This is a genomic window from Anaerobacillus alkaliphilus (assembly GCF_004116265.1).
Taxonomy (GTDB): domain Bacteria; phylum Bacillota; class Bacilli; order Bacillales; family Anaerobacillaceae; genus Anaerobacillus; species Anaerobacillus alkaliphilus.
In genome coordinates, this window is sequence record NZ_QOUX01000021.1 from 102,163 (window position 1) to 116,857 (window position 14,695).

The following is a 14,695-nucleotide window of genomic DNA, read 5'->3' on the forward strand; positions in this document are numbered from 1 at the left end:
ATTTTTGAGTGAAGTCAAACGTTTATTTTGATTTTAAAACAATACAAAAGGCCAAAGCTAAAAAAAGGACGAAACTAGTCTCCCTAGTTTGCCCTTTGATTTATTTCTCTAGCTTTTTATTAAATCTAGAAGCTCGTAGACAACCCTATTTTTCCCTTGCCGCTTTGCTTGATATAATAGTTTATCTGCCTCATCTATTAATTTAATCGGTTCTTCCTCATTAGAATTCCTTTTACAGCCAAAGCTCATGGTTACTGTGAATTTTCCTTCATTGCAATAATGGACTTCCTCTGATATTTTTTCTTTTAAATTAGCAAGTAATTCCTCTACATATCTTTGCTCATCAGTGTATATAAGAATGGCAAATTCCTCACCACCATAGCGAAAAACACTTCCAATGTCTTCGGGAATATTTATTCGAAGAACCTTTGCAACTTTTTTTAGAACAATGTCGCCTACTACATGCCCATATTGGTCGTTTATTTTCTTAAATCCATCAATATCAGCAAAAACGAGGTAGAAAGGCGTATCTTTGTCTTTAGTGACTCGCAACTGCTCTTGAAATGAACGGTGGTTATCTAAATTAGTGAGGTGATCTTTGTTGGCTAAATTCTCAAATGTATTCTTTTCAGAAAAATGGTATCTTTCCCTAGATACAACGATACCTCCTAATAATCCGACAAGGAGTAAGAATACAAGTTGTGTAAGATACGTTATATAGTCAAATGACATAATGAAATATCCTTGAACCATAAATAAAATTGTAAAACCTAACATAAATAGTAGAGAGAATGTCATCGCCCCAACAAGTCTCCAATAAACTGAAACATGTAGAATAATGAGGTAAGCGATTGGGGTTAGTGGACTATAAATTCCACCCGTTAGTGCTATTAATGCAAAAAATGATACAAAATCAAAAAAAGGACCACCTTTAGTCATAATTAAGTATGCTTTTGAACTTTCAGGTGCTTTATAAAGGCAAAAATCCGACAGTCCCATATAGATACATCCGAATACTACCAAGGCTGAGAATAAGATTAAGTGTAACTCAACTGGGTTATCTATATAATTAATTAAAAAAACAATAACAGATAAGATTAGAAAAAACCACCGCAAAGAAGAGAACACCATCTCGAGAGCGTGATCTGATTGATATGCTTGAACTATAACTCTTCTCATGCGCTTCAAGGAAACTCCTCCTATATCTTTCGTCCTATACTAAATTATACGTTTTGTAGAAATTTATGTAAATCAATTTTATTGAGTTAACAGATTAAATTTTACTAGATTATCTGTTAGTCATATCTGTAATGATTAGAGCGTACTAAATATAAGATATCCGAATTCAATAGGAGGGTGCACTGATGGAGGAAAGAATAGAAAAAGTGGAAACACGCTTAAATAAACTAGAAAAAGACAGAGAGTATATGGTTCAACATATTCAAGAACTTCAGATAGCGATAGAAAAATTAAGGCAATCACCAGTAAGTAATCCTCCAGACTTCAACCAACCTGTTCATGCGAAAATAGAGTACTTAACTGCTGCGAATGAGCAAATGTTCCAACAAAATCAAAGGTTGCGACAGTATATTGAAGATTGTATTAATGGTGAAAAGACGCTGGAACAGAAAGGGTATTTGAGGGCTTTAAGTGGCGAAGACAGTTAAAACTAAATTTAGCCTAAGTATAAACTTAGACTAACAGGCTAGGAGATTGCTTATTATTTTGTTTTTTCTCATTAGACTTTTCCATACTTACAACTGTTAAGTTATTGGATTGAATGGTTCCAAAATCGGTTATCTCTTTTTTACAATAGGGACAATACCATAAACCATCTGGATAACTACTATAAGATACTTTATTACAGCTATGACATGTTTTTTGATACATTTCATTCCCCCCTTATAAAATATTGTATTCATTCGATTACCTTTACATCACTAGTCGTGAGGACTATTTATATCATCCATTAGAATGATTTTTAGATGAGTTAGTAAAAAGCAAAACTCTGCCTTTATTCAGGCAGAGTTTGCATTACGATCACTACTTATACTAATTTGTTTTTCCGTTTCATTCAGCCTAAGTACTAAGGTGAGAGCTTCGACCACACAACTGTCATAGATCTTTTCCTTTAAAATTTCAGAAATAGCTAAGGCTGGAGTTAATGCATCTTCGCGATATGCCCTCGGATTAGTCATAGCTAGGTAAGCTTCGACAATCCCGAGTACCTGTGAAAATATAGGTATATCACCCTCTCTTAATCTATGAGGATAACCTTTTCCATTTATTTTTTCATGATGGTGTAGAAATGCTATTTTCACCTTCTCGAATTCTTCTATATCTCCTAAAATATCTTTACCAAACATACAATGTTCCTGAACTAGATTAAATTCGTAGGTAGTTAGTCTTCCATCTTTGTCAAAGATATAGTCTGGACATTTAATTCTACTGACGAAGTGTAGCAATGATATTAAGTAAGCTTCAGCTTCGTCAACTCTCTCATTAGGGAAATTATCCATTACCCTTTTAATCAAATTACTCATAATAACAATTTCATTACGGTTAATTTGTGTCTTTCTTTCAATGACCGGAACGAAAGAATGTAGTAAATTCAATACATGATGTTGGTTTTTCTTCTTATCTAAATTTTTTCGGCTTTCATTATAGATTTTATTCGATTCGAACATAAGACTGCCTAGAAGAATGCTTCCTAAACCATATAATAATACACTTGCTACACTAACTAAATCTGTACTTAGAGAGTACAAGTAAAACACCAAAATTACGGTAGACACCAGATAGATAGTGCTCCACCTAAAGAATAGTGTTCTATTACCAAACAAACTGATAATAATTGGGTAAAACAAAAATCCAAATCCTAAAGAGGAATTATGAAATGGATCATAGAGCGCGAAGTAAAATAGTAAAAGTAAGCACAGGAGGGCTGCTATATCTAAATTCCCCTTCTTACTTATTACGACCTTAAGCAATAGATAGCAGGTGACTATAACCATTAGACTTATTAAGAAGCCAATGACAATTGATAATAAACTAATATCAATGATGAAACTGTTAAGTAGCCCCAATATAAATTCCAAGGAAACTAAAACCCCAACAATTACGATAGATAGTGTGCCAATATGGTTTTTCATTTGAATGTCAACCAAAGCCTAGACACTTCCTTTCATTCTTCAACTTACTTGAACATATCCGGTTTTTAAAGCATAAAGAACTGCTTGTGAGCGGTTAGGCTGCCCAGTTTTTCGTAAGATACTACTAACATGGGTCTTTACGGTAGCTTCAGAAATGTACAATCTTTCAGCTATATGAGCATTTGTATAGTTATCTATAATTAGTTCGAACACTTCTCTCTCCCGTTCTGTTAAGGAAATTTGTTCGTGACTATTTTTGCTCTTTGCCTTCGATGCCTTATTTAGCTTTGGTTGAAAACATGAGTATCCCATTAATACCATTTCAATCGTGTTTAGGATTTGTTGCGGCAAAGTATCCTTCATAATGTAACTGTCAATGCCGCTATCTAAAGCTTGATAAATATCGTCACTGTCATCATAGGCGGTCAAAATAATTATTTTCACTTCAGGTAATTTTGTTTTAATCATTTTGCTAGTTTCAATAATTGACTCTCCAGGCATTTTTAAATCAGAAATAATTAGGTTCGGTTGGCATTGAAGTGCCTTTTCTAATAATTCATCTCCATTAGATGCTTCATCAACTACTGCAAATTTCGGTATACTTTGTAATACGATTTTTAATCCATCCTTTACGATCTGATGGTCATCTGCAAGCAGTACATTAACCAATCTCCTCAACTCCTATTCTCGGAATTATTGCAATAACTTCAGTTCCTTGATTTTGTTTTGAACGAAGCATAACTTGTCCATAGACGTTTTTCACTCTTTCTCTCATTCCATTCAAACCAAGACTTGATTTTTTTTCAGTTGTTTCACAAATACCAATTCCATCATCTACGATTTTCAAGGTCCATTGGATGGGAGTAACCTCTAAAACAACATTTACGTTTTTCGCATTTGCATGTTTTAAAATATTATTGATTGCCTCTTCTGCAATTCGATATAATGTTTCATTTATCTCAAGTGACTCTTCTATTACTCTACCTTTTTTAGTGAAACTTACGTTAAGGCTTGTCCCTTGTTTCCTTTTATTAATTAAATTTTCGATTGCATCAAAAATATTATGATTTTCTTTTCCCTCCATTAAAAATCGAATATGTTCCCTAACTTCGCGATTGCTCTGTTGGATTTGTGTTTCCATTTGGTTTATTAGTTCATTTAATTGAACTGACTCTGTAAAGGAAGTCACTTGTTTTAGTTGAAAAACTTTGGTAGAAAGAAAGAAAAGTTGTTGCGCTACACCATCATGAAGATCTTGAGCTAATTTTTTTCGGACTTCTTCTTTAAGTGAGTTTGTGATTTCGTTTTTTAAGGCAATTTTCTTTTTTTGGCTAATCAAGAAATTTGACGAAATATTCAAATAAATAAGCTCATACCAATGTACACTTTTCTCTACCAAAATAAATCCTTGATTAGTCTTTCCTAGCTGGTTAATAGGAAAAAAGTAAAACAAATCTTGTTGACCAATATGGTTCGTTAATAAAACTTCTTTTCTTTTCTCCTTTTTATGGAAATCCTTTTTCAGCAGTTCGTTAATAAATAAACTTTTCTCCCATTCTCTGTTTTCAGTAATGTCGTTAAACCAACATATACAGACTTTTCTTGATTGAAAAACTCGTTGTAATAACTTCTCCAAACGTAATGTTACAACACCCAAGTCAAAAATACTGTCTAACTTGGCGACTGAGCGATTGATTAATAAAAGATGAAAATACCAAAATTTAAAACTTTTAAATAAGTAATTACCAACGAACGTTAGTGAAAAGAATGATAGTGCCAGTAACCCAACTTTAAAAGGGACAGTATAAGGTAGTTCTAACCGTGGAACAAAACCCACTGGTAACTTGATACAAGCTAAAACATAAACTAGAGAAAATAAGTAATACTGCAATCCGCGGAATAAGAAATATAGTAATCCTAAGGTTGCTAATAAATAAATAATAAATGGGCTTTCTATTTGGCCAGTTTTTACAATTAAGAAAAAGGTAATCATTAGGTCTAATCCAATAAGAAGTTGTGTAAATTGCACCTTTAAATTAAATACGAAAGTACTTAGATAACTTACATTTAAAACCAACGCAAAAAATATTAATAATAATCCATATGTACTAAAACTATTAACGTAGAAAAGAAAAATAAATAAGCAAACACTTAAACGAAATATAATTATAATTGCGTTTATATCTCTTACCAAGTTTCCCATTTCATTCACCTACAACTGGTATTTACTTACAAAATATTATCTAGTTAAATCTTACTATTGTTCACTATATAGAACAACGGGGTTATTTTGTCTCTTTTTGTTTATTTTTTATGGAAAATTGTAGAAAGAATTAATTACTTGTCTAAAATTGGAAAATGACTATTATAAGTACAATAGTCATTCTGCCTATTTCTATTATTTTTATAGTTGCAACGGTTTTGCTATTTTGTAAAATGGGAATAAAGATACAGAAGCATACCCTTTTATATTGGTAATCGGCACTGGGCCCATGTTTGGATCACGACTATCTAAACTCTCACCAGGAGTTCGGTTGTCTCCCATAACAAAGATATGTCCAAGGCCAACTGTAACAGCTGCCATATCATTTGCATCACCTATTGTATGCAGCTCGGGTAATGGTATTTCATTTACATACACTATCCCATCTGATATAGATACAGTATCTCCAGGTACACCGATTACTCGTTTGATAACATCATAACCTCCTTCTTCAAGAACAACGACATCTCCGTAATTAGGCTCCCCGATAGTCGCTGAGAGTTTGTTTACTAAAAGAAAGCTTCCGTCTTTCAAGGACGGCTGCATAGAATCGCCAACTATCAATGTAAATCCAATGGTAGTTTTTATGGCAAATACGGCAAGCATTAAGAAAAAAATAAACTTAACCCAGCCGATAATTTCTTTCTTATTATCTCTCTTTTTTTCTTCGTTTTGCTTACCAACAGGAATAGTTTCGATTTCTAAATTAGTTGCGTACTGCACGTTATATCCACCTACCAATAATTAGAGTTTTAGAACAAACCTAGTTTTGTTTTGTTCTATTATCTTCCTTATAACCAAACTCGTTGCTACTATCTTCACCAATCGGTTCTGCATCATCTTCTTCAACAATGCTAGCTTTGTCTCCTGGCTCTTCCTCAACCGGCTGGCTATCAGATATTAGTTGGTTCATCGCTTGTATTGCATCATTCATAATATCTGTTAATTGGCTTTCTATCTTTTGTCTTTCTGTATCATTGAAATAATTTATATTAGCAACTAGGTGGTCAGCGTGTTCTTCAATCAAATTAGTTATCATTTCAATTTGTTGTTGAGTAAACGAAGCAATCTCAAATGCAGACCTCTCTAATGCTAATTGGACTTCTTCCTTTAAACGTTGCTTTTGTCTTTCTAATTCATTCTCAACTGCAACCTCCATACTTTGAATTGCTTCATTGGCTTTTTTGTTATACCAATTTTGCAGCAATGTAGAAATGTCTATATCTGAATTAGCAAACGCAACACCCGTCGTTAATACAAAGGTAGTGCTTAAAGAAACAAGTCCAATTACAAGTTTACGCTTATAACTCTGTTTTTTTTCGTACTGATATTTTGATAATCTACTCATTTGGCTAACCTCCTTTTATGTAATAGCCAGAAATCCTCGAGGGAGGATTTCTGGGTTGAAGATGTAGTACTATTTAGTTTCTTGTCACAATATACTTCCACTCTTTCCCATTACTATCTACATATACTCTTTCCATTGTAGTTTTGTCAGTAGGCATATTGTTAATAGTTTCAGTTAGAATTTGATCTGGTCCTACACTAAACTTAATTACTAAATTGTATTCAACTTTATAACCAGTAATTTTATCTTGTGGATTTATATTTGCTATAGTTACTACATTAACAACCTGAACACCAGTCACAACAGCTTCTTCCTCTTCATTTACTGTAGCAAATCCAGCTAAAACTATCTTATCAAGTTCTGCTAAACTTTCGCTTGTCAACCTACTTCCTAAATCTCTAATGTCATCATTAATTTTAACTACCTTTTCGTTTGTCTCACTAGTAACCTTCTTCATTGTATCTTCAGCACTTTTGTTCACAGTATTAAAAAGTGTAGTTTGAGTACTGGTTCCACGTCTATTTAGTTCCGATGTGATTGTTGATTTAGCTAAATTAACTGCCTCAGTTAAAGCTTTATTAGAAGTATTGCTAACTAAGTTAATTCCATCCTCAACTAATTTTTCTGAAGCCACACCTTGATCATTAACTGCACTTGTCAACTCAGATGTATATTGCGCATATACTCCATCAAAAAAGTCTTTATTTTCTTTTCTTTCATCACTAAGAAAACTCGAGAAACCACTGTCCATTACTCCTAAACGAGGGAGTAAAATCTTAGTTGATTCAGTAGTCATATCCTTAGTATGTTTACCTAAACGTTTCCCAATATCAGCGCTTGAATTAGCTAATACATTAATACCTTCCTTTTTAATAGCATTCACACTGTCATTCTGGAACTTAGCTTTATCTTCATCCATATCTACCTTGGCACCTGTTCTATGTGAATCAACTGCATCCGAAATTGCCGTTGTTTTTAATCCAAATTGTACATCATACCAAGTTCTTAGTTGCTCTGCAGCATTAACATTTGCAAACACTGTTCCTACACCTGCTACCAAACTGAAAGATACTACACCTACTGCGATTTTTGTTTTAAGTGATTTCATAACCATTTTTTCATTCTCCTCGTCATTTTTTATTTTTTTATTTGAGTTAAAATTTTAACTTTGAAAACAATGTCTTTACTTGCCAATCTGCTAATCTTTTTCATTAATGATTTGAACTAAGTAATTAAATAATTCATCTTCAATTTGCTCAATCTTCTGATCGATGTATGTTTGAAAATCAATTTCGATGTTGTAATTAATAATCATATCTCTTGTCTCTGTTAGTTGCTCAATTTGTCCTTCAGTATGTAAAGAGATAGTTTCACTAGCACTTTTGCTTACCTCAGTTGCAGTTTTTGCTATTTGTGCATTCACACTTTCTAGCAGTTTTTCTTTTTCAAGAACTAGCTTATCTAGTTCAGCTTGACGATGTCCTTCGACATTGCCTGCAACGCCACTTATTGTTTGTTTGAACGTATGAACATACCAAAGTTTCAACTGCTCTCCTGGGTCGCTGCTGGCAAATACTTTACCAACACTTAACGTTAAGGTGAAAACTATGACAGCTATAATAATTTTTACTTTTTTCTTAACTACCAACTGAAGCATCGCCTCCTTAAACAACTTTATAACCGGTTAAGTTTGTTTGTTTTGCTGTTCTTCTTGATTTAAATATTACTCCCATTCTCTTCCCAAGATAATCCGGCACCAGGTTGAACTATCATATCCTCTAGTTTGATTCCACCTCATCCTAAAGTAGGAGGTGATACCTCACCAATCAGTACTAAGAGCCTTTATTCATCTACCAAAAACAACAAAAAATCTCTTAGTTTTCCACTAAGGAGAACTAAGAGATTACTATAATTATTTATTAATTTACCTTCCCAAACGATGACAAAAACTTTACTCTCTCCCCCATCGGCGGAGTATTCTCATCTACTAACGAGACCTCTAATATCGTTGGTCCCTCAAAACTCATTAAATGATTAATCACATATTTATTAATATCATCCAAACTCTCTACCCGGACGCTTGGAATTCCTAATGCTTCAGACATAGCTGTAATATTAACGGCTTGCTGTTCAAAGCGCGGGTGGGAGCGGTTATATTGTAATGAATGTCCGTGATAGACCATTCCTAATCTAGCATTATTCATAATCACAAATAAAATTGGGAGCTTGTATTCTTTTGCTGTTAGCATTTCCATGCCATGCATGAAAAAGCAACCGTCGCCGGTAATACAAACAACAGGGCGATTTGGTTCGGCTAAGATTGAACCAAAAGCAGCAGCAATCCCTTGACCCATTGCCCCAAAGTGAATATTAATATCAAACGTATCTATATCTTTTACCACCATGTAATGCACGACATAAGCCATAAATTCACCGACATCAATGGTATAGCGAGTCGTTTCAGGTAAAAAATCTTGTAACTTTAATAAAACATCTTGTGAAACAAACTCCCTATTAGATTGATAGACACTCTTTTCCGCAGTGACTCCATTGTCTTTTTTTGCTCCTAAGTCCTTCAAATATTCGTATATATGCAACAGGCTTAAATCAATGTCACCATGAATTGGTATATCAACAGAATATTTACGACCAAATACTGTACTATCATAGTCAAGCTGAATGACGACTCTGTCTTTCGTAAGGTTCTCATTCCAGTTGTTTGTTGCCGTCTCTCCCAAACTTGAACCGACAATTAACATAACCTTACGTTCATCTTCATTTATTAACTTAGAAGCAGACTCATGACCTGCAAAACCATACACTCCTGCATATAGGGGGTGATTATCCAGAATTACCCCTTTTGCTTGTGGTGTGACAATTATCGGCCATTGCAGCATTTCTGCTACTTCTAACAATAGCGACGATGAGTGTCTCGCTCCTTGCCCAGCAAAAATAAATCCCTTCTTACCACTAACCATTGCAATTGCGGCTTGCTTAATGGCCATCATATCCGGATAAATTGGTGTTCGGTTTGGGTACGGTGGTAGCGTAGCTAAATCGACTTGATGGAGCTGTACATCAATTGGCATCGCAATATGTACTGGCCCCGGCACACCACTTATTGCTATCTCCACTGCCTTTGCTACCTCAGTAAGGAGATTTTTTGAGTCGTTGACGGTAACGCTGTATTTCGTAATAGAGCGGAATATAGGTTCGGCATTAAGTTCTTGTGATGCATTCATTCCTACTGTTGATACAGGAACTGCTCCTGTTAAAAACAGTACAGGCAAATGTTCTCGCATCGCATTTGCACAGCCGCTGATTAAATTTGTTGCCCCAGGCCCACTACTAGCGATACAAACGCTTAACTCGTTACTATATTTCGCATAAGAGGCAGCCATGTAGGAAGCAGCTCCTTCGTGCTTTACGATAATAGGAGTCAACTCTTTCATATCATACAGCTCGTCAAAAAAAGCATTTACGGAACCTGCTGGGATTCCAAAAATGTATTTTACTCCGCCCCTTTTTAGAAAATGTAATACCGCACGTACCGCTTTCATAGTCGTCTCCTTAGTTTAAAAGTAATTCTTGGTCATCCTGCTCAAAGTACTTCTCCATAAAATCTTCAGCCTTAATTGGTGGGCTAAACATGAAGCCTTGCATTAAAAAGCAGCCTTTGGAAGAAAGGAATTTCATCTGGTCTTCTGTTTCTACACCTTCAGCGATGACATTTAGGCTTAAATTATCTGCTAAAGTAATAATTGTATTAGTGATTGCAGCATTCGCAAGATCCCCTACAACATCACTTACAAACGAACGATCAATCTTCAACGTATTGATTGGGAAGTTCTTTAAATACCCTAATGAAGAATAGCCTGTTCCAAAGTCATCAATTGAAATTTTAATTCCTAACTCACGGAGTTTCACCATTGTTTCTAATGTTGCATCAGTATTTTTAATGATTAGATTTTCAGTAAGCTCTAATTCTAAGAAACTCGGATCTAATTTTGTTTCAGCTAGTACGTCTTTAACTAATTCAATCAAATCCTGCTTCTCAAATTGACGAGCCGATAGATTAACAGAAACGACAATTGGCCCGAGACCTAGATCGTGCCATGATTTTACCTGTTTACAAGCATTTCTGAGAACCCATTCACCTATTGGGACTATTAAACCTGTTTCCTCTGCTACAGGAATAAAGTCAGCTGGCGAAACTACACCCATCGTCGGATGGTTCCAACGTAGTAAAGCTTCGACACCAATTAGCTTATTTGTTCTAGAATTGATTTGTGGTTGATAGTGTAAGACAAACTCATTATTTTCTAGTGCTTTGTGAAGTCCGTTTTCCACTTTTGCACTTCGTAAATTACTTTTTTCCATAGAGGCATTATAGAATTGAAAATTATTTCCTTGTAGTTCCTTCGATTTATACATGGCTGTATCAGCATTTTTGATTAAGGTATCAACATCTTCACCGTCCTCAGGAAAAACGCTAATACCTATACTCGGTTTAATAAATACTTCATTACCTTTTAGGTCGAAAGGTTGTGAGAATGCATTAATAATTTTTGAAGTAACAGCATTTACTTGCTCATTTTCGAGAATCGTAGGTAAGATGATCGTGAATTCATCTCCACCCTGTCTAGATACCGTGGCACCCTCTGGAACACATTTTGCTAGTGCAACGGCAACCTTTTGTAGTAAGTGATCACCATAACTGTGGCCGAGAGTATCATTAACTAACTTAAAGCGGTCTAAGTCAATAAATAATACAGCTAGCTTCTCTTGATGCAAGTTGGCATTTGTAATTGCTTGGCTTAAGCGATCTTTTAGCAATACACGGTTAGGTAAGCTTGTCAAACTATCATAGTACGCTTGAAATTTGATCTTTTCTTCCATTTGCTTTCGCACTGTAATGTCTTTGAAAATTACTACATATCCACTTAACTTGTCATCTTCCTTAATCGGAGATACCGCATACTCAACAGGAAAACGAGAACCATCTTTTCTAAAAAACTCTTCATTGGAGCCATAGTTGCTCAAATGATTATCAATATAATTAGCAAATTCAACTAAGTAATTCGTTTTATTTGTTTTTATACGATTAAAAATACTATGATATTTTTTCCCGATTAAATCGCCCTTATCTTCGTAACCTAACATTCTTGCTGCTGCAGGATTACAAAATGTAATCTCGCCTTCAATACCTAAACCAAAAATTCCTTCACCTGCTGAATGTAATATTAACTCTTTTTCTCTACTTAAACGCTGAAGTTCTTTTATTACCTTTTCTAGTTCTTTGTTTTTTAACGAAATCTCTGCCGTACGTTCTTCAATAATGATCTCTTGTTTTTCTCTAAATAGTAAATTAGACAAAGCTAAGGCTGTAGCATCAACGATTGATTGTGCTAGACGCATTTGTGCAGTTGTATAATAAGAATTGGCTTCATCTAGATTAACGACTGAAATGACTCCTAATACGGAACCCATGGCAACTAGTGGAATTCGGAATAAACTTTTTATTCCGAATGCTCGACATGCATCATGGTTAGGCCTCTCATCGGCAAAGACATCTGGAATAAAAATTGCTTTTTTCGTCTGCAACACTTCTTGATACAACGGATCTTTGTTATGATCAATTTTTAGTTCTGAATGTTTCTCTTTCCATTCGACTTCTGTCATTTTACTAGCTTTACTAAGTCTCGTTGGCTTAATTTTCTTTTCCGCAATTGGATCAAGAATAAGAGCACCTATATTCACATTATTTAGTACCTGCGATACATAATGAAAACACTTATCTAAAACTTCTTGCATCGTTGCAAGATGGGCAAAATCTCTTGTTACATCTAGCAACAACTGTTTCTCGTAAAGGAGATGTTCCTTATGTGTTAGATTATCAGCATTTGAAACAACAATTGCTGCTGTTTGAGCATACTTCTTGATAATTGCTTCTTCTCTACTTGTCAGGTCAGCTTCATAATCTGCCAAATAGATACATCCATACAGTTCCTGACTATATGTTATAGGAGTTATAAGAAGTGACTTTAGTTTGTATCTTTTTAAAATCTCAGAATCCTTACTAAGTAACGATTCATTTGTATCCACTATAGTATCCAACAGACTATCGTTAACTAGTTGTTCAACTAGTGTACCTAAACCTACTAGTTTCTTCTCCGCTGTCTTTTCTATAAAATTTTGAAATGTCCCATCTTGATGTCGTAAGATAATCCCTACTGCATGGCAGATTTTCACTTCGTCAGAAATAGCCATAACAACCTGTTCTAGTACTTCTTTTAACTCTATATTATCCGTCAACAATTTTGAAAGTCTCGAAAGGGGGGAATAGTTCATTTGATTGTAGGACATTGACTGTTTTCCTCCTAAACACATCCTAAAAATAGATATAGACTATTTCGACATTCTTCTATGTATTTCCTATTAAAACTGTAACTAGTAACCGTTTTTATTTTCCGAATATCAGAATTGTATTCGTATCTTAAAAATTATATCTAAAATTGTCATTTATTTCTATGATTTTATGTCATTTTTGAACGAATTACCCCTAACAGATCTAATTGTTCAAATAAAAAAGAGAGAGTAAAAATTAACTCTCTCTAGCGTATTAATGTGCTGGAAAAAACACCATTTGTATCGCGAATATAACTCCGAAAATATAAAGGATCGGATGAACCTCTTTTCCTTTTCCACTAACTAGTTTAATTAATGGATACGTAATGAAACCAATCGCAATTCCTGTAGCAATACTTGATGTTAGTGGCATTGTTAAAATTATTGCAAAGGATGGAAATGCATCATCGAATTCTTTCCACTTTATTTTAGCTAACCCTTCCATCATATAACAACCAACAATAATTAAGGCCGGTGCAGTAATTGCTGGAAGCGCAGAAATTGCTGACACTAATGGCGAAAAGAATAAGGCCACCAGAAATAAACCTGCAACAACTAGTGCTGTTAAACCAGAACGACCACCTGTTGCTACTCCTGCTGATGACTCAATATAGGCACTTGATGGGCTTGTCCCAAGAGTAGCCCCTACAGTTGTTGCTACAGCGTCAGCCGTTAATGCCGATTTAGCTTTTGTTAGTTTCCCATCCTTCATTAAGCCTGCCTGTTCTGCTACTCCAATCATCGTACCTGTTGTATCAAAAATCGTTACGAGTAAAAACGCAAAAACAACAGTGTATAATGCATTTGTAAATACTCCTGCAAGATCTAAATCGAAGAATACTATTGCTGGTGGTGTTGATACAATTCCATCAAATTCTAAAAAGCCTGCAAAGTAACCAACAATTGCAGTTGCTAGCATACCAATGAATAAAGCCCCTTTGACCTTACGAGCAATCAGAACGAATGTAATAAATAGTCCAAAAATCGTTAATGCAGTAAACGGTGCTCGTAGATCACCAATTGTGACTAGCGTCGCTGGACTTGCTACAACTATTCCAGACATTTGCAAACCTATAAATGCAATAAAAAGTCCAATTCCAGAGGTAATCCCATATTTTATGGAAGGTGGGATTGATTGAATAAGTAATTCACGAAACCTAGTAAACGTTAAAAGTAAAAATAAAATACCAGCCAGGAAAACCGTACCAAAAACAACCTGATAACTTACACCTTGTGTAATAACAACGCTTGTAAAATAGGCATTCATTCCCATACCAGGCGCGACAGCAATCGGAAAGTTAGCAGCAAACGCCATAATTAACGTCCCAATAACTGCAGCAAAAATAGTTGCAATAAACACTTGCTCAAATGGGACACCAGCCGCAGATAAAATCGCTGGATTGACCACGACAATATAAGCCATTGTTAAAAAAGTTGTTATTCCAGCAATTACCTCCGTCTTAACATTTGTCCCTAGTTCATTTAGTTTAAAAAAACGCTCCAACCAAAAGACCTCCTAAAAAT

General features: G+C 34.8%; 13 protein-coding genes. 1 reads left to right on the plus strand and 12 read right to left on the minus strand.

Annotation, left to right across the window (positions count from 1 at the left end; genetic code table 11):
• Positions 1 to 108 precede the first annotated feature (108 nt).
• Complete coding sequence (locus DS745_RS05535; RefSeq protein ID WP_129077368.1) at positions 109 to 1,179, minus strand: GGDEF domain-containing protein; 1,071 nt, start codon at positions 1,177 to 1,179, stop codon at positions 109 to 111.
• A 185-nt stretch (positions 1,180 to 1,364) separates the two neighbouring features.
• Between DS745_RS05535 and DS745_RS05540 the strand changes: the two genes are divergently transcribed.
• A complete protein-coding gene (locus tag DS745_RS05540; protein ID WP_129077289.1) occupies positions 1,365 to 1,667 on the plus strand; it encodes a hypothetical protein in 303 nt (100 codons plus the stop codon).
• Between the two features lie 25 nt (positions 1,668 to 1,692).
• On the opposite strand, the gene DS745_RS05545 is transcribed toward DS745_RS05540, so the two are convergent.
• The 11 genes from DS745_RS05545 to DS745_RS05595 form a co-directional block, all read right to left on the minus strand.
• Positions 1,693 to 1,890, minus strand: a complete 198-nt coding sequence (locus DS745_RS05545; protein ID WP_129077290.1) for a hypothetical protein — start codon at positions 1,888 to 1,890, stop codon at positions 1,693 to 1,695.
• A gap of 128 nt (positions 1,891 to 2,018) precedes the next feature.
• Entirely contained in the window at positions 2,019 to 3,152 is a 1,134-nt protein-coding gene (locus tag DS745_RS05550) for an HD-GYP domain-containing protein (RefSeq protein ID WP_129077291.1), read from the minus strand.
• Positions 3,153 to 3,191: 39 nt separating this feature from the next.
• Positions 3,192 to 3,821 (minus strand): response regulator, encoded by a 630-nt coding sequence (locus DS745_RS05555; protein ID WP_129077292.1) that lies wholly within the window; start codon positions 3,819 to 3,821, stop codon positions 3,192 to 3,194.
• Positions 3,814 to 5,145 (minus strand): sensor histidine kinase, encoded by a 1,332-nt coding sequence (locus DS745_RS05560; RefSeq protein ID WP_206662916.1) that lies wholly within the window; start codon positions 5,143 to 5,145, stop codon positions 3,814 to 3,816. Before DS745_RS05560 ends, DS745_RS05555 begins: the two co-directional genes overlap by 8 nt.
• A 411-nt stretch (positions 5,146 to 5,556) precedes the next feature.
• Positions 5,557 to 6,138, minus strand: coding sequence for a signal peptidase I (gene lepB / locus DS745_RS05565; RefSeq protein WP_129077294.1), 582 nt, complete (start codon positions 6,136 to 6,138; stop codon positions 5,557 to 5,559).
• 40 nt (positions 6,139 to 6,178) lie between these two features.
• Complete coding sequence (locus DS745_RS05570; RefSeq protein ID WP_129077295.1) at positions 6,179 to 6,763, minus strand: hypothetical protein; 585 nt, start codon at positions 6,761 to 6,763, stop codon at positions 6,179 to 6,181.
• Positions 6,764 to 6,836: 73 nt separating this feature from the next.
• A complete protein-coding gene (locus tag DS745_RS05575; RefSeq protein WP_129077296.1) occupies positions 6,837 to 7,877 on the minus strand; it encodes a hypothetical protein in 1,041 nt (346 codons plus the stop codon).
• Between the two features lie 84 nt (positions 7,878 to 7,961).
• The gene (locus DS745_RS05580; protein ID WP_129077297.1) at positions 7,962 to 8,411 is read right to left on the minus strand and encodes a hypothetical protein; all 450 of its coding nucleotides are present in this window, start codon (positions 8,409 to 8,411) and stop codon (positions 7,962 to 7,964) included.
• Positions 8,412 to 8,682: 271 nt separating this feature from the next.
• The gene (locus DS745_RS05585; RefSeq protein WP_129077298.1) at positions 8,683 to 10,323 is read right to left on the minus strand and encodes a thiamine pyrophosphate-binding protein; all 1,641 of its coding nucleotides are present in this window, start codon (positions 10,321 to 10,323) and stop codon (positions 8,683 to 8,685) included.
• Between the two features lie 10 nt (positions 10,324 to 10,333).
• The gene (locus DS745_RS05590; protein WP_129077299.1) at positions 10,334 to 13,129 is read right to left on the minus strand and encodes an EAL domain-containing protein; all 2,796 of its coding nucleotides are present in this window, start codon (positions 13,127 to 13,129) and stop codon (positions 10,334 to 10,336) included.
• A gap of 256 nt (positions 13,130 to 13,385) precedes the next feature.
• On the minus strand, positions 13,386 to 14,675 hold the full coding sequence (locus tag DS745_RS05595) for an NCS2 family permease (RefSeq protein WP_129077300.1): 1,290 nt from the start codon (positions 14,673 to 14,675) through the stop codon (positions 13,386 to 13,388).
• Positions 14,676 to 14,695 lie beyond the last annotated feature (20 nt).

Coding starts and splice junctions, on each gene's coding strand:
- DS745_RS05570 (WP_129077295.1), bottom strand. CDS start 6,763: ATGAGTAGATTATCAAAATATCAGTACGAAAAAAAACAGAGTTATAAG.
- DS745_RS05550 (WP_129077291.1), bottom strand. CDS start 3,152: ATGAAAAACCATATTGGCACACTATCTATCGTAATTGTTGGGGTTTTA.
- DS745_RS05535 (WP_129077368.1), bottom strand. CDS start 1,179: ATGAGAAGAGTTATAGTTCAAGCATATCAATCAGATCACGCTCTCGAG.
- DS745_RS05590 (WP_129077299.1), bottom strand. CDS start 13,129: ATGTCCTACAATCAAATGAACTATTCCCCCCTTTCGAGACTTTCAAAA.
- DS745_RS05560 (WP_206662916.1), bottom strand. CDS start 5,145: ATGATTACCTTTTTCTTAATTGTAAAAACTGGCCAAATAGAAAGCCCA.
- DS745_RS05545 (WP_129077290.1), bottom strand. CDS start 1,890: ATGTATCAAAAAACATGTCATAGCTGTAATAAAGTATCTTATAGTAGT.
- DS745_RS05540 (WP_129077289.1), top strand. CDS start 1,365: ATGGAGGAAAGAATAGAAAAAGTGGAAACACGCTTAAATAAACTAGAA.
- DS745_RS05585 (WP_129077298.1), bottom strand. CDS start 10,323: ATGAAAGCGGTACGTGCGGTATTACATTTTCTAAAAAGGGGCGGAGTA.
- DS745_RS05575 (WP_129077296.1), bottom strand. CDS start 7,877: ATGGTTATGAAATCACTTAAAACAAAAATCGCAGTAGGTGTAGTATCT.